Raw genomic sequence first — 25,738 nt, forward strand, 5'->3', positions numbered from 1 at the left:
AAACGGTAGTTCAGATATTGAATGAAGAGAGGGGGATGATGATGAGCGAAAAATGGAAGATTGAGCTGCATATGTCCCCCGGGGTATGGACAGCAGAGGTGAATACAGCAGCGGATTCGGAAGAGACGGTGTCTGGTTCCGCTGAGGCAGATCAGACCGGAACAGCCGCACCCGGCGTGTTCACGGTCACAGGTAAGCTGCCGCAGCTAAGCGAGGCGGAGCGAGAGGCCGTGCTGGCTCAGTTGCGCAAGCGCCCCTTGGCGCTGTATGCCCTGCTGCGCGGCGGCCCGGCGCCAGAGGAGCTCGCCGGGCTGTTGCCCGCGGCGGCTGGTGCGCCAGGCGTTGCTGCACTTGGTGCACCAGCCGCCGAGGCGTGCACCTGCGGCCGCGATCGCTGCGCGCATGCTGCGGCGGCGGAGCGTGCCGTTGCTGCGCGCCTCGCGGCCGAGCCGCTGCTGCAGCTGGCGCACGCCGGCCTGCCGCGCGAAGCGCTGCTTGCCGGCGTGCTGGGATCATGGGCAGAGGAACTTGCCCATGACCCCAGCGGCGCTGGCCGCGCAGCGGAGACGGCGGGCCGCCCGCAGGCGCGGGCTGGCGAAGGCGGCGCAGCCGTCGGCGAGTGGATCGCCGAGGCCGCCGCAGACGGCGCCATGCACCAGCCGGGGCCGGGCTTCGGCGCCGTGGAGGTGCGGCTCGCGCAGCCGGGCCAGCCGCCTGCGCTGCCCGAGCTGACCGCGCTGCTGCCGGGTGTGCCCGCAGCAGCCGGTCTGGATCTCATCCGCGAGCGCGTGGCAGCGCGGATGTGGCAGGCTGTCCAGAAGTACAAGGACAGCCCGGCAACGAAGTGAAGCATACAACAAGTACAGCGGGGGAGATCTCAGATCACTCCTGCTTGTTTTTTTGTGAAGCCCTAGTTCTCATTTCTCATTTCCAGTTTGCATCGAAGCTGTCTAAGTTTGGGATGTTACATTAAATGTACAGAAAACAAGGGTAAAGGCTGTATAACGGGTATATCTCCGCATAGAGACTGGGAGAAGCGGCTCTTTACAGGTGGAGCTTATTAACCATTTACGGTATACTGTCGCAGGGAACATTATCGTAACCGTGAGAACAAGTATTAAGAAATATTCATTCTACTAAGGTGATAGGAGTTTTATGATGAAATCAGGAGCAGGAAGACAGCGCCGGATCGTGGTTCTGCTGTCCTCACTTATGATATGTGGAGCGTTGTTAGCAGCGTGTCAGAACGGTTCCGGCGCGAAGGACAATCAGAATGCCAGTGGACCATCCAGCACGGAACAGGGAGCCGATGGAACAACCGTTCATTTGACCGATGAATCAGACTCGAATGGGAAGGGAAATGCCGAAGGGGATAGCACAACGAATTCGGGCAGCGATGAAGGGGCAGGCAGCGGATCAGATAGTGCACCTGCAGGAGAGCAGGGTTCCAATGGAAATGGTAGTGCAACAGCAGAAGATCCACTTATGGAGAAACGCAGCATTAGTGCCCTCCAGACGACCATTGATTCCCAGTCTGTGGTGACCAATGCTCAGGCAATGACCGTGATTGTTAACAAGCAACGCAGTCTGCCGGAAGGGTACGAGCCGAGTGATCTGGTGGAGCCAGATGTGCCGTTTTCTTTTGATGGGCCACATGAGAAGAGACAAATGCGCAAAGAAGCTGCCGAAGCGCTGGAGAAACTGTTTGCTGGTGCAAAGGCAGATGGTATAGAGCTTCGTGCAGTGTCTGGCTATCGATCTTACCAACGTCAGGTATCCATCTACAATAATAATGTGAAAACTAAAGGAGAAGAGTATGCTTCCCGTGTGAGTGCCGTTCCGGGCCGAAGTGAACACCAGACAGGGCTTGCCATGGATGTATCCAGTCCAAGTGTTGGCAATGTGCTCGAAGAGGTGTTTGGCTCATCCAAAGAAGGTCAATGGCTGGATGAACATGCTGCTGAATATGGGTTTATCATCCGTTATCCAAAAGGCGAAGAGGACGTAACGGGTTACGTATACGAGCCTTGGCATATTCGCTACGTGGGTGCCGATCTTGCACCGGATGTGGTGCAGAGTGGATTGACACTTGAGGAATACTTTGATGAGGCGAACATCAAGCTGTAACATGGAACAACAACAAATCCCCTGAATGACTCCGGTTTAATAGCAGATCCCGGGCGTCAGATCAGGGGATTTGTTGTTTTCTGAATAAACAATCATATACGTGATTCCATATCAACTGTTTTTGGGAAGACCAAGTATTACTCAGCTTGTGCTAAACTTCTGGGAGCTCCACAACAACTTTCCAAGCAGTGCCGATTGGAGGCAGGCTCCGTGTCAACGCTGGGCTGTAGAATCCGATCACTTTGGTTCCTTTGGTCAGTTGCTCCGCTTGTATGACTTCGCCTTTCGGATTCACGAGCGAAGTGGCTTTGTCGATATTTAATACGACATGATCCGGCGCAGTTTCAGTCAGGCGTGTGCCGGTAATCTCAATCTGGGTAACGATGCCATCCTTTGTATCTACATTTTCAATCGAACCTGCTGTACCAAAAGACTCTGCGGGCTGTGCTGCTATTTCGGCTGCCGTATCCAGTACGGTCACTTTATATGTTGGTGTCTGTGGTGGCAAACTTAGAGTGGCTGCCAGGGAATGCTCGGCCTCCACGACCATACCGATGGAGAGATCAGCAAGTGAAATTTCTTTTCCATCTGCGGAAATGAATTGCGTATCCTCGTTCAGATTCAGTACGATGCCATCCGGTCCCGCACCACCAATCTGGATGGATGGATATGTATCCTGATTGGAGATCAGGGTAATTACACCGCGTTCCACTACTGTCTTCACGTCCTCCTCACTTGTGATCGTCACCTGATTCCCGGCTGTGTTTACTTGTGCATGTAGAACTTTCTCCGCAAAAACAGCGGGCACGTAAAGTATCCCATCTTTAATTTCAGGAGCAATGCCCAGAGTTAGCAACATTTTGTTCACAGAATAACGGTCTTTACCTGTAAATACCTGAGTCCACAGCGTACCGCGAGTCAGTTCTGCAGACTTGTCTTCTTTATTCCATTTCAGCTCGATCCCGAGTGCTTCCGTCAGGGCGCGTAGCGGAATCATGGCTGTTTTCTGATCTTGATTCCAGTATCCATGGGCAACAGATGCACCGTTGACGGATACCTGTATAGCTTCGGCGGCAATACTCGTGGTTAGAGCGCTGTTCTCCTGCGCTGAAGATATGGTGTTTTCCATGGTTGCAGCATAAGCAGATCCGCCGCTCAGCGCCATGGAAAGGGCGACCAGGGTGCTTACTTTTTTCATGTTGTTCTTCATAAGATCATCCCTTCTCATTAGTGTTATGTTGCGGTAATCTCTTGTATAAGAGGCCCGCATATCATTAACTGACGAGATAACATGCCGTAGGGTTGCGAATAGATATACACGGAAGAAAAAAGATGGCCGTTAAATTCCAATGAATGCTTAGTAGGCAGGTTATCCGCAATAGGATTAGGTTAATTTCAAGATATGCGGACAAAGCTGAAAATTCAACACCGGGGATTTATGAAGGCATGCTGCGGGCAGACTAGACGTTAAAGAAGTTTTGGAAAATGGAGGGAAAACGAAGATGAGCACTAAGCAAATGCTGCATATCGGTATGATCGGTACAGGTTCTATCTCGGATCTTCATATGAGGTATTATGCCAAAAATAAGGATGCCGTTATCTATGCCATCTGTGATCTGAACGAGGAGCGGGCCAAGGCGGTTGCGCAGAAGTATGACGCTCAATCCGTATACACTAACTATCGTGAGATGCTCGAAGACCCGCATGTGGATGCCGTCAGTATCTGCACATGGAATAACACCCATGCGGAATTCGCTATTGCTGCACTGGAAGCGGGCAAGCATGTGCTTCTGGAAAAGCCGGTGGCTACCAATGTTGAAGACGCACTACGGATTGAGGAAGCGGTGAAAAAGAGCGGACGTACGCTCGTTGTTGGCTTTGTACGCCGTTATGATAACAATATGCAGATGTTACGCAGGTTCATTGATGCTGGCGAGTTTGGTGAGCTATATTATGCGAAGGCATCTATTCTGCGACGTCTGGGTAATCCGGGCGGCTGGTTTGCGGACAAGGCTCGGTCCGGCGGTGGACCACTAATTGATCTGGGTGTACATATCATTGATCAGTGCTGGTATCTGATGGGTAGACCGAAGCCAGTATCCGTCAGTGGAAATACGTACCGAAAACTCGGCAATCGTGCGAATATTGAACATCTCTCATTTTACAAAGCAGCGGATTACAGTGCAGCGATCAATAATGTGGAAGATATGGCGAACGCTCTGATTCGTTTTGAAAATGGCGCTTCACTGGTGGTCGATGTGAGCTTTACCTTGCATGCCCGCGAGGATGAGTCCTATGTTAGGTTGTACGGGGAACGTGGAGGGTTTGAACTGGAGCCCAAAACGCTGATTGTTTCGGAGAAACATGACACGATTATGAATATTGAGCCTCAGACGGATCATTCGGGTCTGGATATCCACGGTGCATTCCAGAATCAGATTGATCATTTTGTGGCATGCAGTCTGAACGGTACACCTCCGATTAGTCCGATTGCGGATGGGGTAACTTCTACCCGTATGCTGTGTGCCATCTACGAGTCTGCCGAGAAAGGGCAGGAGATCCGGCTGGACTAAGATTTGAACGGTAGAACTTAACTACTAACATGGGAATGCTATTCAGATTTATAACGTGAAACGTTCGCTGACAGAATAACCCTCCTTCCGAGTTCTACTCATTAGAAGGAGGGTTATTGATTATTTATTCATTGGCGAGTGTTCATAACCCGGGTCATCGTAGTCGGTATCTTGCAGCTTGGGAAGCACGTTCATCTCCTCTATGGCTTGTCTGGTCTCCGGTGTGCCGTGATCGTAGAGAAAGGTGTACAACATCGTTACGCCATCTGTAAATCGTTCATTTCCCTCATCATGATCTGCCGACTTGTAAGGTACGGGTGCTCGCTGCAACGAATAGTCATCACCATCTTCCAGCACTTTCATCAGATCCTGCAATGTTGCCAATTGTCCGTCATCCAGAAGCACTTCAAACGGTGTAGATTCGTTTTTCGTTTGCTCAATAAGGTTATGAGTTACCGATACATACAGATGTTGTTTACCGTCCTGCATAATCCAACCCCCATTTCAATATTGAAAAAAAGTCCTGTTACTGTTGAATTGGAAAAAAAAAGACGCTTCTACTGTTAATAAAACAGCAGCAAGCGCCCTGAAACGAAGATGAAGCCCCTCTATGTGCTAAATAAGTGGTTAACCAATTAACATATTTACATTTTCAGATAACCAATCGCGGAGAATGCGGAGAATACGGTGATGTAGAAAATGACTATTTTCCGAACCGATTCGTAACAGGAACCTCCCGAGTACCAGCGATCATCGTCCCAGAACATAATGGACAGGCGGGCGGGCCAGAGGTTGTTTTTTTCGATGCTTTGCCAGAGGGCACAACTGGTTTCTGCCGTAACCAAGCTTTGCACGTAGCCGAGCTGCATTTCCAGACCGCTACCGTTTCTGTCCGCTCGGCTCTGCTCGCACCAGCTTGAGAGGAACCCGCATTCCGGGAAGTGCTCGAGGTAAAGGTTGTAGCGGTAGCTTTTGGATGAAGACCTGGTGTACTAAAAGCCTTATGATCTCGAATAATTCCACTGCCTCGGCGCTCCATGAGACGATCCTCATCTCGCTCATCCAGCATCTCCATTTCCCGATGATCCTTGTAGTTTATGGCACTGCGTTGCCGTTCATGTTGAGCATAAGATGAAGAACGTTGATCTGTACTATACGTACCACTTTCACGTTTACGGCTGTCTCCAGCATGCCCGATGCTTTTCCAGTTCCTGTTGCCGCTGTTGTGGCCTCTATTGTTACCCGTATCTAACCTGTTCCCATTTCCATTGCCACCACCATGGTTGCTCCTGTACGAGCTTGAATGCCCATGATTCCCATAAGACGATGAGCCGCCTGTGCGCGCTTCTTCCCGTGTTTTGCGTTTGTCCGGAACCTCCATGCCAAAAGCTTCAAGCAGGAAGCGAGACACGTCCGCAGGTTTGCCATGATGGCTTGCTGGTGAGGTCACATACAGATGCTGCTTGGCACGAGTGATCGCCACATAAGCCAGTCTGCGTTCTTCCTCTAGGGCCATGTCCAGCTCGGCATCGGTCTGCTGCACGGTGAGTACTGCCTTCTGGTCCTCAGGAATATCCTGACGCAGAGCGGTGCTATGCGGTACGATGCCTTCGCTCGCTCCAATCCAGTAGACACAAGGGAACTCCAGTCCTTTGGCCCGGTGAATGGTCATGAGCTGTACTGCATCACTATCCTGCGCGCGGCGAAGAGATTCCATCTCACGGTGTCTGCGGGACAACTCGTCGGCGAATTGCACGAATTCCTCTACGGTTTCAAACTTTTTGACAGCCGCTTCGAATTCATCCAGTGTTTCCAGCATCGTTTCCTTATAGTGGGTGAAGATCGTCGGATCGCCGCTCTCCATATATTTATCGTAGAACTGTCTGCGCATCTCCTGGATCGCAATAATCGGTTTTAGCTTGTGCAGGGATTTGATCAGCTTGATGCGTTCCTTGACCTGTTCTTGTTGAAAAGGCTTCAGCTTGTCCCATTTGCTCAGATGAATCAGCGGATATTTTTTGGGCTGCTCCTGTTCACAGCGCTGAATCCATTCCAGGCCCGCATCCCGGGATACGTACAGCGGACCGAGTGCACTTGGCAGAGCATCCATCGCCCTTGGGTTCAACGACAGCCGCATATGATCCATCAGCGGTTTGATGAGAGACTGATCATAGAATACCGGCGCAGCCCCGTGTTGTACAAAAGGTACATCCTTCAGCACCAGTTGCTCAAACACCGCCCGGCTGCTGCTGGCTGTCCGGTGCAAGATGGCGATATCTCGATACGGATACTGTCCTTCCTCTACTTGCTGACAGATCTGATTCACGACCCAGGCAGCTTCTTCCTCGGCGTTCGATGGGGTGGCGAACCTTGGCGCATCTCCGCGCTGTCCTGCCGCGCGCAAGCGTTTGTCCCGTCTGCGTTTGTTGCGAGCAACCAGCTCACTACCTAGCCCCAGAATGCGCGCATCACTGCGGTAATTAATATCCAGCGTCACGATGCGTGCGCCGGGGTATACTTTATCGAATTCCAAAATCGATTCCTGCCTTGCGCCGTTGAACGTATAGATCGTCTGGTCATCGTCTCCAACCACCATCAGATTGCGGTGAGCCGCAGCAAGCATCTGCACAATCTCGTATTGCAGCCGATTCGTATCCTGAAATTCATCGACCATAATGTATTGAAAACGCCGCTGCAGCGGCTTTAACACCGCAGGATCACGAAGCAGCGCAGCCGCGCGCAGCAGGATATCATCAAAATCCATTTTGCCGCGATCCTGCTTCCAGGTCTCGTATCCGAGCAGCACTCGCTTGGCATCGCGTTCATCCTGCGTTTTCTCCGGCAGGTCTGCCGTGTCTGAGCCCTGCATCTTCCAGGCAGAGAGCATCGCCAGCAGGCTCTCCGGCTGAAATGCCTCGCTCATGCCATTCTGGCGCAGCAACATTTTCAGCACTGTATGCTGGGCACGCGGCTCGCCAAATATGTCCTCCTGCACTCCGTAATGGCGCAGCAGAGTCAGTGCGAACGAGTGAAACGTACGAGCCTGCACCGCTCTTGCCGCAGCAGGTCTTATTCCCGGTAAGGCAGCAATCCGGTCTTTCATCTCGGCAGCAGCTTTATTCGTAAATGTCACGAGTAGAATGCTACCTGCGTGTACACCACTGACCTCCATCAGATAGCCCGCTCTTGCAGCCAGTACGGTCGTTTTGCCGCAGCCCGCGCCTGCGAGCGTAAGTATAGGGCCTCTGCCATGGCGCACGGCTGAGATTTGCGGGCCATTGAGTTTAATGCCGGCTTCTTCAAGCGAGCGGAAATAATAGGCGTCCTGCTGATCATCACTCACAAGCTGCCGGCTGGTTTCCAGTGGAGCGGAGGGAGATTGGGGCAAGGACGCTGCTGGGGTCACCCCGAGTGGACGGGGGTAGAACGTTGAGTTCGGACTTAACATGTTTCATCCACCTCTGTATACATTCAGGGATTGATAGATCCCGTTCAAACGTAAAGAATTTGCCCGTTTCACAATCGCATTGTAAATTGGTAAGATAGAGTTAATTGTGAATTATATGTGTTTCATAGGTCATCGCTTTATAAATATGGAGCCAAAGTTCCATTATACCGAACGTATGGTCTTGACGAAAGCCCCTGTTTCCATCCAATATCCGTATAAAACGGAGGGCGGCGTACGTTTTCGCAACTTTTTGGCTTCATACCGTATAAGTTATATACCCATGGCATATCGCATATTGTGATAGCTGACCAACTATGAATGAAAAATGAAATGATATTGTTTTGACAGGACAGAGGAGGAATGATTATGAAACTGCTTCAGCGTATCAAAAACGGAGCAAACAAAGCCACAGAGCGTGCCCAGCACGCCGTTGAAATTGGCAAAATAAACAATCAGATTGTGGGCTTGCAACAGGAACAGGAAGTCCATTTTACCGATATGGGCCGGATCTTCTATGAGGGGTATCGTGCGCAGGACATGACGCGGGCTGAAAAAGAGATGGTGGATCTGTCACATCTGTGTGACGAATTGCAAGATGAGATCGACGCACTGCGGAGCAAAATTGCCGAGCTGAAAAATGAACGTCTGTGCGAGTGTGGACACGTCGCATCTCTGGATGCCAACTTCTGTCCGAAGTGTGGACGCAAGTTGGGTGAGTTCAAACCCGGTGCAGCTGCTTCGGGAGTTGCAGGGGCTACAGGAGCTGCCAAAGCTGCCAAACAAGAGGCCGCAGCTGCACAAAACCCGACTGAGGAGCAGTCCATTTTCAGTGCACCAGCTATGGAAGAGCATGAAGAGATCGAGCCGTATCATACCGTGATTCCATCCATCGCGGACCTGGAGACCGAGCCTGGATTTAACAGCACCGAATTTACGCTGGAAGAGAAGGAAGCATTCGATGCCGAGTGGGAACGTCGCCGGGAAGAGGAGATGCAGCGGGAACGTGAGCGCCAGCAGGAGCTGGATGAGCGTATCCGTTACTGGAAAGAAAACAATCCAATCGTGAACACCGTGGATGTGCAGACCGAAGTGCCGCGTGAAATGGTGAAATGTCAGATATGTGCATCTGAATTGCCAAAAGGCTCGAAGTGGTGCCCGCGCTGCGGAGCCGAGCAGATCTGATCTGATGCAGTAGACGTGCTGCCGTAAGGCAGTGCTGGTTGCTGACAGCATGGGGGGACAGATATATGGACCAACTGCTGCATCATTTACGACATCTCGGGTTCACCGAGATGGAGTCCAGGATCATGGTGGAATTAGCCCGTCAGGGATCAGCTTCGGGATATGAGGTAGCCAAGCGGCTGGGCGTGTCCCGTTCGAATGTATACGCCACCTTGCAACGGCTGGAGCAACGGGGATTTTTGCGATGCAGTCCGGGCGAGCCTGCCAAATATAGCATGCTCAGACCCGAAGAGATGACACGTATGATTTCAGATCAGATGCACACCTCTTTGGATTACGTCGAGCGAAGTATGCCGAAGAGCGAACCGGAGAAGCCTGTATTTTACAATGTGGAAGGCGACAAAAATGTGTTTGAGAACCTGAGTCGTGAACTTGCCGCAGCACAGCACGAGATTGTAGTGGACGTCTGGCGAGAAGAAGCAGAGCTGCTTCGAGAGGATCTGCAGCAGGCCGAGGCTCGGGGTGTGCGCCTGTTGTGGTCTTGTGAAGGTGGGGAAGGCATGGTGGATCAGCCACTCCCTTTACAGGGATTTCTGTCACATAGCACAGGCACCGGGCGAAAGTTCTCGCTCGTCGTCGATCGCCGGTGGTGCATGCTGGGCATGCGCGGGGAGTCTTGCCCTACTCAGGCCGTGGTCACGGAGCATCCGGTGATGACGGGCTTACTCCTGAATCATTTTGCACAAGAATTGGTGTTATACGAACTGGAGCAGGACATGGGGACGGAGCTGGAGGCCCGTTACGGACGACGGTACGCTGACATTGCTGCACAGTACTGGGCTTCACCTTCACCCGAGAAGGGACAGTGACGGAGGAAGAAAGAAGAGGACGAGGCAGAGCGATCATTCGCTGCTGCTTCGTCCTTTTGTGTTTTTAGTATTGCGGTGACGTATGTTACGGCGTTTGTTTTCAATCCAGTGAATAGTAGAGGTATGAAGTGGTGCTTTTATTGAGAAAATGAAGCTATACTTGTTCAACGCGTTTCAGGGCTTCCAGTACATCGATATAATATGCGGTTCCATGCGGCACAAAGTCTGCTGCGCGAACATCACATATGATGCGTTCAGATCGAGTAGACGGCGTATGATCGCCAAGATCAGACGGCAGGTCAGCTAGTGTTGATATGTCGTCCGGTGGCCCAGATAATACGGCGTCTGCTGATATGGATGAAGCTGAATACGGGCGTACACCGGATGCTTGAACCACATCTGTCTCCTGACGGAAAAGGGCGAGTAAGTCATCCAGTGGTGCCTCATATAAGCTATCTACTTCGCTAGCTTGCAGCGCATAACTCTCTAGCGGCTGATTCAGATATACACCGTAGACTGCACTGATTTCTCGGTCCAAGAACGGAACTCCGCGCACTTCACCCTGAAGCTGCTGGGTAGCGGTAAACAAATAAGTTAGTGCATCAAACGACGTGTGCACACCCAGTTCTTCTTCCAGCTCCCGATGTGCGTCTTGTAGCTTCTCACCGACAGTGAGATGACCTGCAGCCGTAATGTCGTAAAATCCGGGGAAGGTATCTTTAATATCCCGCCGCCGCTGAAAGAGAACCATCCGCTTGTCATCTTCATTACGCACGATCCAGCAGTGAAAGGAACGATGCCAATATCCTTTGGCATGAACCTCGGTACGAGGTGCTGTCCCAATCCATTGGTGCTGATCATTATAAATGTCGAAACGTTCTGGAGTCATGAAACGTATCTCCTTATATAGCAGAATTTAAAGTTCAAAATTTCACAAAGTATGTTTTTAACGAAAGGGGAACCATCGTATGGAATGCATTGTACACTTTCAGGTGATTTATCCGCAACCACAGGAGCGTAAAACCCTTAGAGGGCTTATCTTTGTAGGACAAGGTCAGGAGCCGGCGACGAGTCAGCTTACGACGATGTTTAAAGACATGGGATTTCATGTTCGACTGGAGGATGAAGCTCAGCTTTTGTTTAAACCAACAGAGGCCAATGCCAATTTTGAATATATTCGAGTTACCGAGCTGGATACCGGGGAAGAGGTCTACAAGGAAGATAAAGATCTCAAATCAATCCTCGAACATCTGTTGCCCCGACGTTTCTAAGTGGTGGGTTGAGGAACAATATATAGCAATTTGAATTTTAAAAAAGGTCCCACCTTCAAGGTGGAACCTAGGCTGATGCAGGTTTGGTGAATTTTACATGCATTCAACAGTGACGCATCAGTGCATACCTGCTTTTCTTGTGCATAGCAGGATTAACGCATCAAACCTGCGTCATGATGTTATACCATTGTGCGTAGGAATGAAGTACATTCCGATCGTTAGGCCGGAGCGTGGCTTCCTTCATCCTCCAGCTGTGAAGTACATTGGGAACAGCGGGTAGCTGCAGCTGGAATTTCAGACAGACAGTACTTGCACGTCTTCGTTTCTTTTTTCGGTTCGGGCTGAGCAGGCTCCTTACGTTTAAGGTAGTTGATGCCCTTAACCAGCATGAAAATACAGAACGCCACGATAATGAAATCAATCAACACATTGATAAATTGACCGTAAGCAATGACGGTAGCCCCAACTTCATTGGCTTGTGCTAGTGTCGTAATATCTTGTCCGTTGGCTGTTTTCATGCCGGGGTCGAGGTTCCATATTTTCTGGCTGAAATCAATTCCGCCGAGTAATTTCCCCACCGGGGGCATGATAATATCATTCACAAGTGACGTAACGATTTTCCCAAAAGCCGCACCGATAATGACACCGACCGCCAGATCAATGACGTTACCCCGAACAGCAAACTCCTTGAATTCTTTTAATATACCTCTCATTGCGACAATCTCCTTTGATGACTAGATTCAGAATGTTTCATCCCGTGTTCAGGATCAATCCCGTGGGATGTGCTTTTGTTCTCATATTGTACATAAAAAATCAGAATCAATCACCCCCTGTTTGTAAAACAAATATCGTTTACGCAATTTCCATGAAAATACCTCTTTATTTCAAGCCGCCAATTCGGTATACTTCTAACATTGTCGTATTGTTGTGGAGATTACACTTTTACATTCCGTTTCGCAATGATACATTGCAACGAATTGTGGAAACGAAAAATGAATTAAATATGCCGTTACTCGTATATGTGCAGGAATAGGCCTGCATGTCTCTACCCGATCACCGGAATGATTGGACTACGGGAAGGATACAACTGCGCGCTGCGTGGGTTAAGTTCAGATATACCTTAGTATACTTTGAGCTTTGTCCCATCGTGCTTGTTGTATTCATGCGGCTTGTCCATAGAGGAACAAGTCCGTCTTTCCCGTCTCCGGTTTATGCCATTGACGTGTGAAAAGGCGGGCTTTTTGTTTTTTTTACACGGGGAAGAGAAGACTGAACGGATGGATTACACATCAAGGTAAACACAACTTGGGGAGGAAAAAATAATGCAATTGTTAAAAGACAAAGTAAGGCACGAAGGCATTGTCCTGTCGGAGCAAGTGCTAAAAGTAGACTCATTCCTGAATCACCAGATGGACCCGATTTTGATGAAAGAAGTCGGTAAAGAGTTCACTCGCCGATTCGAAGGTGAGAACATTACACGTGTACTGACGATTGAATCATCCGGTATCGCGCCAGGTATTATGACAGCACTCGAACTGAATGTTCCGCTGATCTTCGCCCGAAAGCAGAAGTCGCTTACCCTGACCCAGGACATTCTGGTGGAGAAAGTGTATTCCTTTACCAAGCAGGAGACGAATGAAATTACGGTTGCCAAAAAGTTCATGAACCCTGGTGATCGTGTGTTGATCATTGATGATTTTCTGGCGAACGGTGAGGCTGCCTTCGGTCTGGCTCGCATTGTGGAGCAGGTAGGCGCGGAAGTCGTTGGAATTGGAATTGTGATTGAAAAGGCGTTCCAACCGGGAGGTCGCCTGCTCAAAGAGGCGGGTTACCGTGTAGAATCTTTAGTTCGCATAGGGGCACTGTCCAATGGACAAGTGACATTCGCAGATGAGGAGGGCACGAACTGATATGGCAAGCGAAAGTATTTTTCAGCGTCACCGGCATCCCGCCAAAACCTTCTCACTTGGCTTGCAGCACGTACTGGCGATGTATGCAGGAGCTGTCATTGTACCGCTTATTGTTAGTAACGCACTTGGATTCACTCAAGAGCAGCTGACCTACTTGATTGCGATTGATCTTCTTGCCTGTGGAGTCGCTACACTGCTGCAGGTCTGGGGGAATAAATATTTTGGCGTCGGGCTGCCCGTTATGCTCGGTTGTGCATTCCAAGCCGTCTCCCCGATGATCATGATCGGTCAGACAAGCGGAGTAGGGGCGATCTATGGTGCCATTATTGCTTCAGGTCTGTTCGTGCTCATCTTCTCAGGATTGTTCGGCAAGCTGATTCGACTCTTTCCACCTGTTGTTACGGGTTCGGTTGTAACGATCATAGGTTTGACACTGATTCCGGTGGCATTTAACGATCTGGGTGGTGGTCAGGGACAGCCGGACTTTGGCAGTGGTGTTAATCTGTTACTCGGTTTCGGTGTATTTATCTTTATTATTTTAATGACTCGTTTCACAACAGGTTTTATACGTTCGATCTCTGTATTAATCGGTCTATTCGTTGGAACGGTGGTGGCTGGCTTGATGGGCGAGGTAAAATTGGCTCCTGTGCTTGATGCAAGCTGGTTCCATATGGTGCAGCCGTTCTATTTCGGGAAACCGACGTTTGAGATCGTTCCTATTCTCACGATGATTCTCGTCGCTATTGTCAGTGTCGCAGAATCTACGGGAGTATTTATGGCACTCGGCAAAATTATGGACAAGGACCTCACCTCCAAAGATTTGGCGCGTGGGTATCGTGCAGAAGGACTGGCTATTGTCCTTGGAGGGATATTCAACTCCTTCCCTTATACAACGTATTCGCAAAATGTAGGGCTTGTTCAGATGACACGTGTTAAGACGCGTGATGTGATCGTCGTTGCAGGCGGTTTGCTGATTGTCATCGGTTTTGTACCGAAGATTGCCGCACTTGCTCAGCTTGTACCAGGTTCAGTGCTTGGGGGTGCCATGGTAGCACTGTTCGGCATGGTCGTATCCTCCGGTATTCGCATCATCGGGACTCAGGTCGATCTGAATCGCCATGAAAACCTGTTCATCGTTGCGTGTTCTGTTGGCATGGGGCTTGGCGTGACTGTAGTGCCACAGTTGTTCGCAGGTGCACCAGACTGGGCTCAGATTATGCTGGGGAACGGTATTATTGCGGGTAGTTTTACAGCAATTTTCATGAATCTATTGTTTAATGGCCTTGGTAGCAAAGAAACAGCCGCTCAGCTGGCGGAGCAGCACACGGGTGAAATGATTGAGGAAAACATTAAAACGGCGTAATGTAATTTCCCAGTGTGATTGTTATGTAAACTATACAGTGTGAATTATTCATGGCATAACGGATATTGACTCAGGACATGAATGATTTATTCCATGAATGATTCAGGTTATAAATGATATTGTCATGGATATGAATCTTATTTATGAACAGTTAACATAATATATGCACAGCAAACACCGAAACGACGGGTTCAGCAGAACCCACCGTTTCGGTGTTTTTGTGTTTTTTCCTATTACAGATGTCGCATTTGCTTCTCGGCCACATCACCAACCCAAGGCAGCTTGAACCATTTCCCTTGCAGACTGGTCACTACCATCACAAGCCATACGATGATCCCCAGAAGGGATAACATTGAAGCTACAAGTGGCCCGAATAGCGGCAGAAAGGTGGACAGCACATGCCCTACCATGATGAGACCAAAAACGATCACCGATTGAAGGGCATGGAATAACACAAATCGGCTGCGCTTCTCCACCGCAAGAAAGATGATGCCGCCTACAAACGTGAATAAATAACACAGCATACCCGCTATATTTTCATCCAGACCACTGGATGATTTCATCGGTGACATTCGGCCCAGCCTCCTTTGTTATATGGCTTTTATACAGCCTATGAGGGAGATGGACAGAACTGAACCGGTTTGACCAACGATTGTTTCAGGTGGATAGAAGAGAAGGCGACAGATTAGAAAAAAATAAGACTAAGGATCCATATATGGATGGAAGTGCGTGTATACACATACAATTTGAGACTTTCTACATATTCAATATATTCCATAAAATTCTGATTTATATAAATGCATTATTAAATGTGAAGTTACATGAATGCAAGGAGGCCAATCATGAATATATCCGCAACAACATACGGTCAGGTTCGGGTAACACCTTACGAGATTGTTCGCCTACAGACCCTTGAAGTCAATAAAACGATGAACGGCCATGCGCGAATGAGAATGACGGCAGTGATCCCGGAAGCGCGCAAAGACAGCTATGTCCAGGCAACAACATCTCAGACGGATATTAAAGTGAAAATTACCGATGACGATGGACGCGAAAAGGTATTTTTCTCGGGTGTGGTGCTACATGTGAAAGTCAATGTGATTAACGGCGTACATACCCTTATGGTTGACGCTGTATCCCATACCTACCTGCTAGATGTTAAGCTCCACAAGCGTTCCTTCCAGAACCCTAATCTGTCTTACAAGAATCTGGTACGCAAGATTATATCCCCTTATGAAGGCTCAGATGTCATTGATTATGTAACGAATGGTCGTAAAATCGGAGATTTTGTCATGCAATATGAGGAAACCGATTGGCAATTTATCAAAAGGATGGCATCCCACTTCTACACTGGAGTTGTAGCGGATACAGCTTCCGGCAAACCCAAGTTTTATTTTGGCTTACCCGAAGGCCAGTATAAGGGTGAATTGCAAGCAACGCATTATACAGCGACCAAACGAATTGCGGACTATCGATCTGCCAAGGAAAATAAAGTGCCAGGTGCCAAAGATCCGGATTATATCGTATATGAAGCGGACAGCAGGCAATGGTTCGAAGTGGGGAGTGAAGTAGGGTTCAAGTCCAAAAAGTGGATTGTCGGTGAAGTGAAGACTCGATTCATCGATAGTTTGCTCAATCATACGTATTCCATATATCCAGCTGAGGGGCTTCGTTGTAAGAAGAGCTACAATACTTCCATTATTGGCGCTTCTATTCAAGCTTCTGTTCTTCAAGTCAAAGGGGACAAAGTCCGTGCCAAGCTGGATATGGATGAGCAGCAGGATGAGAGCACAGCCTATTTCTTCCCCTATTCAACGATTTATGCTTCCGAGAACAATACGGGATGGTATTGCATGCCTGAAGTGAACGATAGCATCCGTATTTATTTTCCGAGCAAAAAAGAGGAAGATGGCATTGCCATAAGCTCTGTAAAAAGACAAGATCCTGAGATTGTACCGGCTGCACCAAAACAGGTATCAACCGCATCACCAGCGGCTGGAAAGGGTTCTTCAGGACAGTCTGGGGGGAGTTCAAGTGGAAGCAATCGTCATCAAGCAGGTGCAGGTGGAGGCAGCGCTAGCTCGGCTAATAGAGTAGCTCCACCTCCTGTGCCTGAAGATCGGATGGGCAACCCTGACATCAAGACATTCCGAACAAAGTATGGGAAAGAGATCATGCTGGCTCCAGACAAAATTGTGATCTCGGCAGGTGGAATGTATATCACCGTCAGTGATGAGAATGGCATCGAGATTGTAAGTGATCAGAATGTCAGTATTACTGCTGGGCAGGATGTTGTCATGTCTGGACAGACCATTCGGATCGCAGGTGAGAAGGTTGAATTAACCGGAAAGGGCAACACCATCACTCTGGAAGAAGAGCTGAAGATGCATGGAGCGGAGATCAAGATGAATTAGCCATGAGTGATAGAAAGGAAGAGAAATGAACAAAGCGGAAGCGATCGCACATTTGCAGCAGGAAGTATGGGAACCCGCACTTCAGGATCAACTCTCCAACCTGAGGGCGTATATCGTACAACATCAGGAGGCACTAATCCATTCATTCGTCGAATCCATGCAGCAACTCGTTCTAAAGGCAGTATCGGCCCAACAGACACTTGGGAAAGATCCCATCGCAATCCTGCATTGTTCGATGTTGAGAACATCTATATTGGAGGGGAATTACCTCTGCTTACTGGAAGCTTACTCCAACCGATGGTATTGGGACGAGGTGGAGTGCTTGCATACATATGATGCGACATGGGCTATGCAGCCGTTGTCTTCGTTACAAGAGCATCTCCATATCAAGATGAGACGTTATGGGGGTGTACTTAATGCTTCTGACGTTGAACGGATGATGTTGCAGTCTGCGAGTCGATTCAATGCCTATGTCACTGCGCTTGCACGTTTGGCCGTTCCTCATATTGTGAACTTGAAAGAGATGGAACACATCGACCGTGCAGAGCTGTTTCAGATCAGGGTAGGTGAATACAAGGACTGGAGTGAACCTGTATATATCAGGGACTACGGGTATAGAGACATTCAGAACATTCGCAAGAAGTTGTCTGTAGCGGAAGGTTTGGAATGCGCTTATGGAGACTATACGTCATTATCCTTGGCAGAGGGAATATATGATCACGTGGATATCCGGTATTCGGACTTCAGTCACACAGACCTGAGCAAGAGTAGCTTAAGGAATGCTGTAATGATTGGAACCAGATGGGAACATAGTGAGCTCAGTGGAGCTGATCTTCGAGGGGCACTACTCATGGATGCTGAATTCCGGGAATGCAATCTGTGTGGAGCTGACCTGTCTGATGTCAGTGATGGAGGAAATATGGGAGCTCAGGAAGGTGTTCTTGGTCTTCAGGGAATCTGCTTCGCAGGAGCCAATATGGAAGGTGCTGACCTCAGGGGAGCACAGTTATTCCATGCCGATTTCCAGGGAGCTAGACTGGGTCAGGCACAGATCTGGCTTCATGATCGTGAACGGTATAGGCATGTTCTGACTGAAGAGCAGATGGAATCGATATACTGGGTTGTCTCTCGTGAGGAAGAGGAGGAGTTATGGTCCAACGATTTTACGAACTGACCGAAGATCATCGGATATTGAATCCGTTCAGGCCTCCGGCGCTACCCACTAGTTTTGATGAGTTGCCCCTCTCATCTGTCATGATGATTGAACGGCAAATGAATGAAGAGCCGACGGATTGGATAAGCAGGCCTTCGTATTTTGTCAGTGATCGCATGAAGCGGCTTATGGAGATGGTCGATGAAGCACTATTGTTCAAATCGGTCACCTTCATTGATCAACGTAGCGGGGAACAGTTGGGTTACTGGGCATGTCATATCCCTGCTGTGCTCGCATTGTCTGACAACAGCTTGTTTTATCCGAATGGCTCCATACAGCACCTGTTATTACAGGGTGAGAAGGTTAGAGATCAGCGTATGTTTACCTTGGAAGGTGCACGAGGGAGTGGTGTGATTGTGCGCTTGGATCTAGCGGAAAGTATGCTTCGCAGAGGGTTAAGCGGCTTTGTTTTGCGAAAGGTGGATCTGGAATGAACCGCTATGGGGATGAGATGTTGTTGAAAATGGATCGGGATTTCCGTCTGGCCAAGCGCATTCAGGAAATTGAAGCATCCAGTGAAGACATGATGACACAGGAAGAAGTTACGTCTGGTCTACGCCGCGGGCTGATCGAGACGGATGAGGAGAGCATCACACTCAACAGTCACCAAATCTGGGAAGGGGTACTGACTCTTCCTTTACCGGATCATCTGGTCCAAGTTCCCCGAGGCAAGTTGCAGGAGGGGCGAAACAGCCATGGACGAGATGAAGTGATGTGGATCGACGAGCGAAAAGGTATCAGCATATGCCTGTCTAGATTATCACATCCATTACATGTCAGCCAGATTGAGAGAATGGGCGTTGTTATCACAGAGCAGATGGGATCGCTCAAAAAAGAAGCGCAGTGGCTACATGAAGAGAAGGTGCAGGGAGATTCCCTGGTTGTCTTCTATGGAGAGTCCATTCAACCCTCAACCAGGGGAATGGCATATGACATGGTGTTCGTTACTTCGGTAGGAGGGAGAGCAGTCACGGGAAATGTTCGATTTCCTGTAGAGCTGCTGCATCTATGGCGGCTTCTAACAAGGGCGATATTCATATGTGCCCATACGAGTGAGAAGGGAAATGAACCTTTAGAGTTATAGCACAGGAGGGAAATAAAATGCTTCTACCCATGCTGGTCAAAGCTCTGATGTCAGGAGGCTTGAATGGTGAGTTCACCTATGTGGTCAGAGGTGCTGAGATTTCTTGTAGTGAGGGGTCAGATCCCGGTGTACTGAATCTGCCTCTTTCCCACGGCATTTATATCAAGGAACAGCCTGTATTGAACGTTGCAGACGTGATTCCCCTGGCTAACGTGGGGCGGTGTGGGTTTTGTAAAAAGGATGGCGCCGTGTGTGAACCGGATACGTTCTTCAATAAATGGAGCCAAGGCAAAGAAGACGTGTTGGTGGAAGGTGAGGCTGCTCTGCTCAGTCGATCTGAACTGATATGTCGAAAGGGCGGGATTATCAAGATTGAGATGGACGGTCAGATGTAAGATACAGACGAATAGAAAGGGGGAACACGGTGCAGACCTTGGAAAAATCAACGCTAACCTATGCAGATATCCATGTCCATTGGCCGTATGGCAAGATACGTCTGGATAAGCTGGAATTAATCCAGCAAGCAGGAGCACATGCCTGTTTATCTTTCAGTGGATGGGTCGATGAAGAGTGGGAAGAGACGATGATTCTGAAGGCCGGGAGCCATGATCGAGTCGGATTTATCCAGATAGATGAATCTGGAAGAGAACTGCCCCTGTTCAAGGGGCAACTTCATGAGATCAAGGTCGAAGTTAACAGGGGAATTGTATATGTGATGGCCGTTGTCATCTCACATACCTATGAGCTAGATACTGTGCAGAGAACCAAATCCTATCAGAACGAGAAGATGCGCTACTTGGATATTGTTAATCGTGTTATGAAGGGTTATCCTGAAGGAGACTATATTGATTTTGCCTTTGAAGATACGAAGACGGGCGCTTTTATTATGCAGTATCAGGAGACCGACTGGAGCTTTCTGAAGCGGTTAGCTTCCCATCTGGGAGCGGAACTGGTGCCTGATGTTACTGCACACAAGCCCAGGTTCTGGATTGGTTATCCTGAAGGCAGAGGGGCTTTTGAGCTGAAAGCCATTCCTTTTGAGAAGAGTCGTAATATCGAGCGTTATCTACATACCGAAGCTCATGGCCAACATGCAGTAACCGAGGAAAAGTATACAACATATACCTTCGATCTGGGACAGGAGTTTCAATTAGGGGATGAAGTATCCTCAGATGGCCATGTATACAACATAATCTCTCGGCAGGCGATGCTGGAACGAAGCTTGCTACAATGGAAATATACATGTGCATTACCAGCATCCCATCCACTGCCCCGACAGCTTCAGACGATGATCACTGGAGCTGCGATCGAAGGGAAAATCATTGATGTGAAACGTAACCAGGTGAAGGTTCATCTGGATATGGATGAGGGTCAGCAGGCCGGAGAGGCTCGCTGGTTCCCATATGCTGCGGAAGGCAGTCAGGTATGGTATATGATGCCTGAACCCGGCGCGAAGGTGAAGCTGTATTTTCCAAGTGCAGAAGAAGACGAAGCGATGGTGATGCAGTCGGTTCGTCAGGAACCAACGGAAGCGGGACATGTGGAGAAGAGTGGTAAAGTCATGCAAGACCCAGGTGTGAAGTCGTTCGGTAACCCGCAAGGGAAATCGTTCACTCTGGGCGACAGTGAACTTGTGATGAATGCCCAGGAAGGCGCCTTGTATATCTCGATGGCTGCGAGTAAAGGTGTTACATTGAATAGCACAACTCACGTCCAGATCCAATCCATGGGGGACTTGAATATCAGTGGAGCCAGCGTGAGTCTTGAGGGTGCAGAAGGCCTGTATATCCAGACCATGGCGGACCACGTGGAACTCGTGGAAGAGGTCAACGGCAAGAGTGAGCATATCCTGCTGGAAGCCGAGATCCATCGTTCCTTTGACATGATTCAGTCTGCATTCGATCAGAGTCTGGCCAGTATGGGCGAGAACGCCTTGAAGAAAGCACGATTGAAACGAAACTTGGATGCACGTAGAGAGGGACAGCTGGACGGGTTGATCGAAGAGGGCAAAAGCCTGCTCAGTATGGTCGGTGATGTAGCCGATTTGGCATTTACAGCATTTGTTGGGGAAAGCGACGCCAAGGATCTATACAGCTGGGTCAAGGGGGAAGAAGTAGGGTCATTAACGGAGCGGAATGCCACGGTCCAAGGAACAATTCAGGGCGTGAACAACGTCATCGATTACACAGGGGACCTGGTCACGTTGCAGAAATCAGGAGAAGAAATCTGGCAAGATGTATCTAGTTTAGGAGAAGATTTTGCCAAACCGTTCATGGACCTGGAAAAGGATGACTACCTCACCATGCTGAGCCTGACGGAAGAGGAGAGCTACGAAGCCGGGTTAAACGATGTGGGTGCGACGATGCGAGTTGTGGATACGGCGGGAACCATATTTGGCGGGGCTCCATTGGTCAAAAATGGTGTCAAAGTGCTCAAGGGTGGCAAGAAGTCTGGCCATGCAGATGGAGATGGAGCCAAGGGCGGTGTCCCGCATGGTCATGGGGATGGGCCAGACGGCGCTCCAGGCGGTGCGATGAAGGATGGCAAGCTCAAGACGAATGCGGCCTTAATGCCACCATCCCTGACGAAGCTGGGAGAGCGAATCAGCCAAGCCTTGGGCAACATGACCTCAGGTGCAGCAGCCAGAGTCCCATGGCGAGTGGAGCGCATGCAGACGATAGACGGCGGTTACGTACCGGTGATTGTGAAGAATGACAGTTATATGTTCTCGAAGACAGGTGGGAATCACGGGAAAGGCAGTGATTCTAACAGTTCGAAGGGATCGCCGCACACCTCTCATGTGGATTCGAAAGAAAACGGTGTGTCGTCGAAAGGAACCGTTTCTAAAGGATCGTCAACGACGTCTTCAAAAGTTACGCCATCGAAGCCGAAGGATGCTCCTAACCCTAAAGAAGTTCCATCATCGAAAGATGGAACTAACATTGGGGATGGGACGGGTGGACTTCCTAGAAGATATGGGGAGCCTCCAAAAATAAGTAAATTAAAAATTGATTTAAAAGCAGAAAAGAAAGCAAATGAGATAAGGGATTGGAGTTATAAAGATGTTCAAGAGTTTTCTCATAATACTGGATTAAACTTACAGGATGCCAACGATCTTTTATCGCATATGTTCTTAAAGGAATATGATTTACCATGGTATGATGGTAAGGGCCTCTACTATTATAAATCTAAGTTAACACCTGATTCGGAGGTAATATTTGCTTTTCATAAGGCGATTGAAGGGGAGTTAACTTTGGAACAAAAGAAGTGGTTTCTTAAACTAAAAGAACACGAATTGGAGGAAAAGAAATTAATGGAATCGGGGAAAGATTATCGTAATCCAAATGCTTGGAATGGAAAGGATGGCTTTAATCCTGATCCCCCAGGCGCTCATGAATTGGCTCCAGAACAGCCCAAATTTGGTACGTTTCCAGGTTATATAAATGGTTTGAATAAATTCTATGGCATAAAAGTAGGTGAAGAATGGGATGAGTTATAATTTTGTAACAGCTATTGAAAGAATACAACAAATAGACTGGACTATAGACGCAGAGTATAAAAAGTCCAATGATTTATTGGTATCGGAATTTCTGAGGAGAGCATCGGAATTTCTAACATATAGCTCTTCCACTAGTTCAAGTTTATTCTTTAGTCCTATTAAGGTATTGGGAATAAATATTGATCTTGATCTTGAGGAATTAAGTGAACAGTTATTTCCGGAACAAGACATTCCTTCAAACCCTATTACCAGGATAATATGTTTACGTTATATAGAACTAGCTTATTTGTTAGAGAGGGGAGTTACAACTGCTATAAAATTTCAAGATATTTATGAACCTATCATTAGATTTCTAGAAAGAGGTGGTTCATTAAGAATAGATAAAGGGGTATATCTCGAGACTGGAGGGTTTACTTTCCTGCTTGGTGAGTGGGTGGAAAGGTATTCAAAAGATGAATCAATAGATATTAGTGATTCGTATTTAAATTATGTTGATGGTTTAACTTGAGTTTTTTCATAATTTATCTGGAGATATCTATGGGATTGGATGGAAGATGATCTTATTAGAGTTGTATCGCTACGTTCTAAAGGTCGATTATGGTTAGATATAACCACGATCGACCTTTTTTAATTCTTATTTTGACTAGGTTGTGTCTGAAAACTCTTCATTTCGGTTGTACGCACATCAAAATGCTTTAATTACATACTTAAATAACGCTAATGCGTTGAATTAAGTAGGTCCATTATGGTCAGATAGCACCATGATTGACCTTTTTTTGCACCTGAATCCGTCGCGAAGAAGCTGTATTTTCCAAGTGCAGAAGAAGACGAAGCGATGGTGATGCAGTCGGTTCGTCAGGAACCAACGGAAGCGGGACATGTGGAGAAGAGTGGCAAAGTCATGCAAGACCCGGGTGTGAAGTCGTTCGGTAACCCGCAAGGTAAATCGTTCACTCTGGGCGACAGTGAACTTGTGATGAATGCCCAGGAAGGCGCCTTGTATATCTCGATGGCTGCGAGTAACGGGGTTACATTGAATAGTACAACTCACGTCCAGATCCAATCCATGGGAGACTTGAATATCAGTGGAGCCAGCGTGAGTCTTGAGGGTACAGAAGGCCTGTATATCCAGACCATGGCGGGCCACGTGGAACTCGTGGAAGAGGTCAACGGCAAGAGTGAGCATATCCTTCTGGAAGCCGAGATCCATCGTTCCTTTGACATGATTCAGTCTGCATTCGATCAGAGTCTGGCCAGTATGGGCGAGAGTGCCCTGAAGAAAGCGCGGCTGAAACGAAACTGGGATGCGCGTGAAAAGGGACAGCTGGACGGGGTGATTGAAGAGGGTAAAAGCCTACTCAGTATGGTAGGTGATGTAGCCAATTTGGCATTTACAGGAGTGATCGGGGATGGCGCAGCTACAGATCTATACAGCTGGGTCAAAGGGGAGCAAGTAGGGTCATTAACGGAGCGGAATGCTACGGTCCAAGGAACAATTCAGGGCGTGAACAACGCCATTGATTACACAGGAGACCTGGTCACGGGGAAGAAATCAGGAGAAGAGATCTGGCAAGATGTATCCAGTGTAGGCGATGATTATGTCAAACCGTTCAAGGACCTGAAAGGTGAAGACTACCTCACCATGCTGACGATGACGGAAGAGGAGAGCTACGAAGCTGGGCTAAACGATGTGGCTGCGACGATGCGAATCGTGGATACAGCAACGTCCGTAGTTGGTGGTGTATCCTTTGCCAAAAATGGTGTCAAGATGGTTAGGAGTGGTGGCAACAAGTCTGGCCATGCAGATGGAGATGGAGCCAAGGGTGGTGTCCCACATGGTCATGGAGATGGGCCAGACGGCGCTCCAGGCGGTGTGATGAAGGATGGCAAGCTCAAGACGAATGCGGCCTTAATGCCGCCATCCCTGACGAAGCTGGGAGAGCGAATCAGCCAAGCCTTGGGCAACATGACCTCAGGTGCAGCAGCCAGAGTCCCATGGCGAGTGGAGCGAATGCAGACGATAGACGGCCGTACCGTACCGGTGATTGTGAAGAATGACAGTTATATGTTCTCGAAGACAGGTGGGAATCACGGGAAAGGCAGTGATTCTAACAGTTCCAAGGGATCGCCGCACACCTCTCATGTGGATTCGAAAGAGAGTAGTGTGTCATCGAAAGGGACCGTTTCTAAAGGGTCACCTACGACGTCTTCAAAAGTTACGCCATCGAAGCCGAAGGATGCCTCTAACCCAAAAGAAGTTCCATCATCAAAAAATGGAACTAAGGTTAGTGAGGGGAAAACTGAGGGGATGGGTAAAGTTCCCAATAAGACTTTTGTCGATAATCCATTTGATGAGGCAGGGAAACTAAAACCGAATGTGAAGTATAAAGCTGGTGAGCACAAATACGATTATGAAACAGATCATCTGGGTAGAATTGAAAACTTTAGTACGGATGATTTAAAATTAACGGCAAGAGATGAACGTTTACCACATGACGCAAATACGCCAGGGAAGGAGTCAGGTGACCACGCAGGTCATTTGGCGGGAGATAGATTTGGCGGCTCGCCAGAGATTGACAACCTTGTATCTCAGTCAAGTAAGGTGAACCTAAGTACGTATAAGAAAATAGAAAATGAATGGGCAAGGGCTTTAAAGGCCAAACCGCCGAAACATGTTACTGTTGACGTAAAAATAAAATATGATGAGGATTCGCTTCGACCGGCTAGCTTTAATGTAACCTACACAATAGATGGTGAGCTAAAAGTTTTCGATTTAATAAATTAA

General features: G+C 48.5%; 23 protein-coding genes and 1 riboswitch. Of the genes, 17 read left to right on the plus strand and 6 right to left on the minus strand.

What is annotated here, in order from left to right; genetic code table 11:
* Positions 1 to 35 precede the first annotated feature (35 nt).
* Together PQG66_RS20720 and PQG66_RS20725 are read left to right on the plus strand one after the other, a co-directional pair.
* Positions 36 to 848: a hypothetical protein gene (locus tag PQG66_RS20720; protein ID WP_272039703.1), complete on the plus strand. Its 813-nt coding sequence runs from the start codon at positions 36 to 38 to the stop codon at positions 846 to 848.
* 310 nt (positions 849 to 1,158) lie between these two features.
* Positions 1,159 to 2,127, plus strand: a complete 969-nt coding sequence (locus PQG66_RS20725) for a M15 family metallopeptidase (protein ID WP_272039763.1) — start codon at positions 1,159 to 1,161, stop codon at positions 2,125 to 2,127.
* Between the two features lie 151 nt (positions 2,128 to 2,278).
* On the opposite strand, the gene PQG66_RS20730 is transcribed toward PQG66_RS20725, so the two are convergent.
* The gene (locus PQG66_RS20730) at positions 2,279 to 3,337 is read right to left on the minus strand and encodes a copper amine oxidase N-terminal domain-containing protein (RefSeq protein WP_272039704.1); all 1,059 of its coding nucleotides are present in this window, start codon (positions 3,335 to 3,337) and stop codon (positions 2,279 to 2,281) included.
* A 292-nt stretch (positions 3,338 to 3,629) separates the two neighbouring features.
* On the opposite strand from PQG66_RS20730, the gene PQG66_RS20735 reads away from it, so the two are divergent.
* Positions 3,630 to 4,700, plus strand: a complete 1,071-nt coding sequence (locus PQG66_RS20735) for a Gfo/Idh/MocA family protein (RefSeq protein WP_272039705.1) — start codon at positions 3,630 to 3,632, stop codon at positions 4,698 to 4,700.
* A gap of 120 nt (positions 4,701 to 4,820) precedes the next feature.
* Here PQG66_RS20735 and PQG66_RS20740 read toward each other — a convergent pair whose 3' ends face one another.
* Both PQG66_RS20740 and PQG66_RS20745 read right to left on the minus strand, forming a co-directional pair.
* On the minus strand, positions 4,821 to 5,189 hold the full coding sequence (locus PQG66_RS20740; protein WP_272039706.1) for a hypothetical protein: 369 nt from the start codon (positions 5,187 to 5,189) through the stop codon (positions 4,821 to 4,823).
* A gap of 214 nt (positions 5,190 to 5,403) precedes the next feature.
* Entirely contained in the window at positions 5,404 to 8,148 is a 2,745-nt protein-coding gene (locus tag PQG66_RS20745) for a UvrD-helicase domain-containing protein (protein ID WP_272039707.1), read from the minus strand.
* A 366-nt stretch (positions 8,149 to 8,514) separates the two neighbouring features.
* Between PQG66_RS20745 and PQG66_RS20750 the strand changes: the two genes are divergently transcribed.
* Together PQG66_RS20750 and PQG66_RS20755 are read left to right on the plus strand one after the other, a co-directional pair.
* Positions 8,515 to 9,330, plus strand: a complete 816-nt coding sequence (locus PQG66_RS20750; RefSeq protein WP_272039708.1) for a zinc ribbon domain-containing protein — start codon at positions 8,515 to 8,517, stop codon at positions 9,328 to 9,330.
* Between the two features lie 65 nt (positions 9,331 to 9,395).
* Complete coding sequence (locus PQG66_RS20755; protein WP_272039709.1) at positions 9,396 to 10,199, plus strand: TrmB family transcriptional regulator; 804 nt, start codon at positions 9,396 to 9,398, stop codon at positions 10,197 to 10,199.
* A 154-nt stretch (positions 10,200 to 10,353) separates the two neighbouring features.
* Here the strand turns inward: PQG66_RS20755 and PQG66_RS20760 are convergent, their stop codons facing one another.
* Positions 10,354 to 11,088, minus strand: a complete 735-nt coding sequence (locus PQG66_RS20760; RefSeq protein ID WP_272039710.1) for an NUDIX hydrolase — start codon at positions 11,086 to 11,088, stop codon at positions 10,354 to 10,356.
* 79 nt (positions 11,089 to 11,167) lie between these two features.
* On the opposite strand from PQG66_RS20760, the gene PQG66_RS20765 reads away from it, so the two are divergent.
* Positions 11,168 to 11,470 (plus strand): hypothetical protein, encoded by a 303-nt coding sequence (locus PQG66_RS20765; RefSeq protein WP_272039711.1) that lies wholly within the window; start codon positions 11,168 to 11,170, stop codon positions 11,468 to 11,470.
* A gap of 218 nt (positions 11,471 to 11,688) precedes the next feature.
* Here the strand turns inward: PQG66_RS20765 and mscL are convergent, their stop codons facing one another.
* Positions 11,689 to 12,183, minus strand: a complete 495-nt coding sequence (mscL, locus tag PQG66_RS20770) for a large conductance mechanosensitive channel protein MscL (protein WP_272039712.1) — start codon at positions 12,181 to 12,183, stop codon at positions 11,689 to 11,691.
* A gap of 152 nt (positions 12,184 to 12,335) precedes the next feature.
* On the opposite strand from mscL, the gene PQG66_RS20775 reads away from it, so the two are divergent.
* The 3 genes from PQG66_RS20775 (at position 12,336) to PQG66_RS20785 (ending at position 14,743) form a co-directional block, all read left to right on the plus strand.
* The gene (locus PQG66_RS20775) at positions 12,336 to 12,503 is read left to right on the plus strand and encodes a hypothetical protein (RefSeq protein WP_272039713.1); all 168 of its coding nucleotides are present in this window, start codon (positions 12,336 to 12,338) and stop codon (positions 12,501 to 12,503) included.
* A riboswitch (purine riboswitch) is annotated at positions 12,464 to 12,563 on the plus strand. It overlaps the preceding gene by 40 nt.
* A 229-nt stretch (positions 12,564 to 12,792) precedes the next feature.
* Positions 12,793 to 13,380, plus strand: coding sequence for a xanthine phosphoribosyltransferase (locus PQG66_RS20780; protein ID WP_272039714.1), 588 nt, complete (start codon positions 12,793 to 12,795; stop codon positions 13,378 to 13,380).
* Between the two features lies 1 nt (position 13,381).
* On the plus strand, positions 13,382 to 14,743 hold the full coding sequence (locus PQG66_RS20785; RefSeq protein WP_272039716.1) for a nucleobase:cation symporter-2 family protein: 1,362 nt from the start codon (positions 13,382 to 13,384) through the stop codon (positions 14,741 to 14,743).
* A 233-nt stretch (positions 14,744 to 14,976) separates the two neighbouring features.
* Here the strand turns inward: PQG66_RS20785 and PQG66_RS20790 are convergent, their stop codons facing one another.
* Positions 14,977 to 15,315, minus strand: coding sequence for a DUF4870 domain-containing protein (locus PQG66_RS20790; RefSeq protein ID WP_272039717.1), 339 nt, complete (start codon positions 15,313 to 15,315; stop codon positions 14,977 to 14,979).
* Between the two features lie 270 nt (positions 15,316 to 15,585).
* Here PQG66_RS20790 and PQG66_RS20795 point away from each other — a divergent pair, with 270 nt between their 5' ends.
* The 8 genes from PQG66_RS20795 (at position 15,586) to PQG66_RS20830 (ending at position 25,738) form a co-directional block, all read left to right on the plus strand.
* Complete coding sequence (locus tag PQG66_RS20795) at positions 15,586 to 17,157, plus strand: hypothetical protein (RefSeq protein ID WP_272039718.1); 1,572 nt, start codon at positions 15,586 to 15,588, stop codon at positions 17,155 to 17,157.
* A gap of 25 nt (positions 17,158 to 17,182) precedes the next feature.
* Positions 17,183 to 18,331: a pentapeptide repeat-containing protein gene (locus PQG66_RS20800; protein WP_272039719.1), complete on the plus strand. Its 1,149-nt coding sequence runs from the start codon at positions 17,183 to 17,185 to the stop codon at positions 18,329 to 18,331.
* Positions 18,307 to 18,804, plus strand: coding sequence for an imm11 family protein (locus tag PQG66_RS20805; protein WP_272039720.1), 498 nt, complete (start codon positions 18,307 to 18,309; stop codon positions 18,802 to 18,804). Before PQG66_RS20800 ends, PQG66_RS20805 begins: the two co-directional genes overlap by 25 nt.
* A complete protein-coding gene (locus PQG66_RS20810) occupies positions 18,801 to 19,454 on the plus strand; it encodes a hypothetical protein (RefSeq protein WP_272039721.1) in 654 nt (217 codons plus the stop codon). The genes PQG66_RS20805 and PQG66_RS20810 overlap by 4 nt, the downstream gene beginning before the upstream one ends.
* A 17-nt stretch (positions 19,455 to 19,471) precedes the next feature.
* Complete coding sequence (locus tag PQG66_RS20815; protein ID WP_272039722.1) at positions 19,472 to 19,849, plus strand: DUF4280 domain-containing protein; 378 nt, start codon at positions 19,472 to 19,474, stop codon at positions 19,847 to 19,849.
* A 29-nt stretch (positions 19,850 to 19,878) separates the two neighbouring features.
* A complete protein-coding gene (locus tag PQG66_RS20820) occupies positions 19,879 to 22,953 on the plus strand; it encodes a late control protein (RefSeq protein WP_272039723.1) in 3,075 nt (1,024 codons plus the stop codon).
* The gene (locus PQG66_RS20825; protein WP_272039724.1) at positions 22,943 to 23,461 is read left to right on the plus strand and encodes a hypothetical protein; all 519 of its coding nucleotides are present in this window, start codon (positions 22,943 to 22,945) and stop codon (positions 23,459 to 23,461) included. The genes PQG66_RS20820 and PQG66_RS20825 overlap by 11 nt, the downstream gene beginning before the upstream one ends.
* 333 nt (positions 23,462 to 23,794) lie before the next feature.
* Positions 23,795 to 25,738: a DNA/RNA non-specific endonuclease gene (locus PQG66_RS20830; RefSeq protein ID WP_272039725.1), complete on the plus strand. Its 1,944-nt coding sequence runs from the start codon at positions 23,795 to 23,797 to the stop codon at positions 25,736 to 25,738.

Origin of the sequence: Paenibacillus sp. JJ-100 (genome assembly GCF_948329825.1) — a bacterium.
Taxonomy (GTDB): domain Bacteria; phylum Bacillota; class Bacilli; order Paenibacillales; family Paenibacillaceae; genus Paenibacillus.

Coding starts and splice junctions, on each gene's coding strand:
- PQG66_RS20720 (WP_272039703.1), top strand. CDS start 36: ATGATGATGAGCGAAAAATGGAAGATTGAGCTGCATATGTCCCCCGGG.
- PQG66_RS20725 (WP_272039763.1), top strand. CDS start 1,159: ATGAAATCAGGAGCAGGAAGACAGCGCCGGATCGTGGTTCTGCTGTCC.
- PQG66_RS20730 (WP_272039704.1), bottom strand. CDS start 3,337: ATGAAGAACAACATGAAAAAAGTAAGCACCCTGGTCGCCCTTTCCATG.
- PQG66_RS20735 (WP_272039705.1), top strand. CDS start 3,630: ATGAGCACTAAGCAAATGCTGCATATCGGTATGATCGGTACAGGTTCT.
- PQG66_RS20740 (WP_272039706.1), bottom strand. CDS start 5,189: ATGCAGGACGGTAAACAACATCTGTATGTATCGGTAACTCATAACCTT.
- PQG66_RS20745 (WP_272039707.1), bottom strand. CDS start 8,148: ATGTTAAGTCCGAACTCAACGTTCTACCCCCGTCCACTCGGGGTGACC.
- PQG66_RS20750 (WP_272039708.1), top strand. CDS start 8,515: ATGAAACTGCTTCAGCGTATCAAAAACGGAGCAAACAAAGCCACAGAG.
- PQG66_RS20755 (WP_272039709.1), top strand. CDS start 9,396: ATGGACCAACTGCTGCATCATTTACGACATCTCGGGTTCACCGAGATG.
- PQG66_RS20760 (WP_272039710.1), bottom strand. CDS start 11,088: ATGACTCCAGAACGTTTCGACATTTATAATGATCAGCACCAATGGATT.
- PQG66_RS20765 (WP_272039711.1), top strand. CDS start 11,168: ATGGAATGCATTGTACACTTTCAGGTGATTTATCCGCAACCACAGGAG.
- mscL (WP_272039712.1), bottom strand. CDS start 12,183: ATGAGAGGTATATTAAAAGAATTCAAGGAGTTTGCTGTTCGGGGTAAC.
- PQG66_RS20775 (WP_272039713.1), top strand. CDS start 12,336: ATGAAAATACCTCTTTATTTCAAGCCGCCAATTCGGTATACTTCTAAC.
- PQG66_RS20780 (WP_272039714.1), top strand. CDS start 12,793: ATGCAATTGTTAAAAGACAAAGTAAGGCACGAAGGCATTGTCCTGTCG.
- PQG66_RS20785 (WP_272039716.1), top strand. CDS start 13,382: ATGGCAAGCGAAAGTATTTTTCAGCGTCACCGGCATCCCGCCAAAACC.
- PQG66_RS20790 (WP_272039717.1), bottom strand. CDS start 15,315: ATGTCACCGATGAAATCATCCAGTGGTCTGGATGAAAATATAGCGGGT.
- PQG66_RS20795 (WP_272039718.1), top strand. CDS start 15,586: ATGAATATATCCGCAACAACATACGGTCAGGTTCGGGTAACACCTTAC.
- PQG66_RS20800 (WP_272039719.1), top strand. CDS start 17,183: ATGAACAAAGCGGAAGCGATCGCACATTTGCAGCAGGAAGTATGGGAA.
- PQG66_RS20805 (WP_272039720.1), top strand. CDS start 18,307: ATGGTCCAACGATTTTACGAACTGACCGAAGATCATCGGATATTGAAT.
- PQG66_RS20810 (WP_272039721.1), top strand. CDS start 18,801: ATGAACCGCTATGGGGATGAGATGTTGTTGAAAATGGATCGGGATTTC.
- PQG66_RS20815 (WP_272039722.1), top strand. CDS start 19,472: ATGCTTCTACCCATGCTGGTCAAAGCTCTGATGTCAGGAGGCTTGAAT.
- PQG66_RS20825 (WP_272039724.1), top strand. CDS start 22,943: ATGAGTTATAATTTTGTAACAGCTATTGAAAGAATACAACAAATAGAC.
- PQG66_RS20830 (WP_272039725.1), top strand. CDS start 23,795: ATGCAGTCGGTTCGTCAGGAACCAACGGAAGCGGGACATGTGGAGAAG.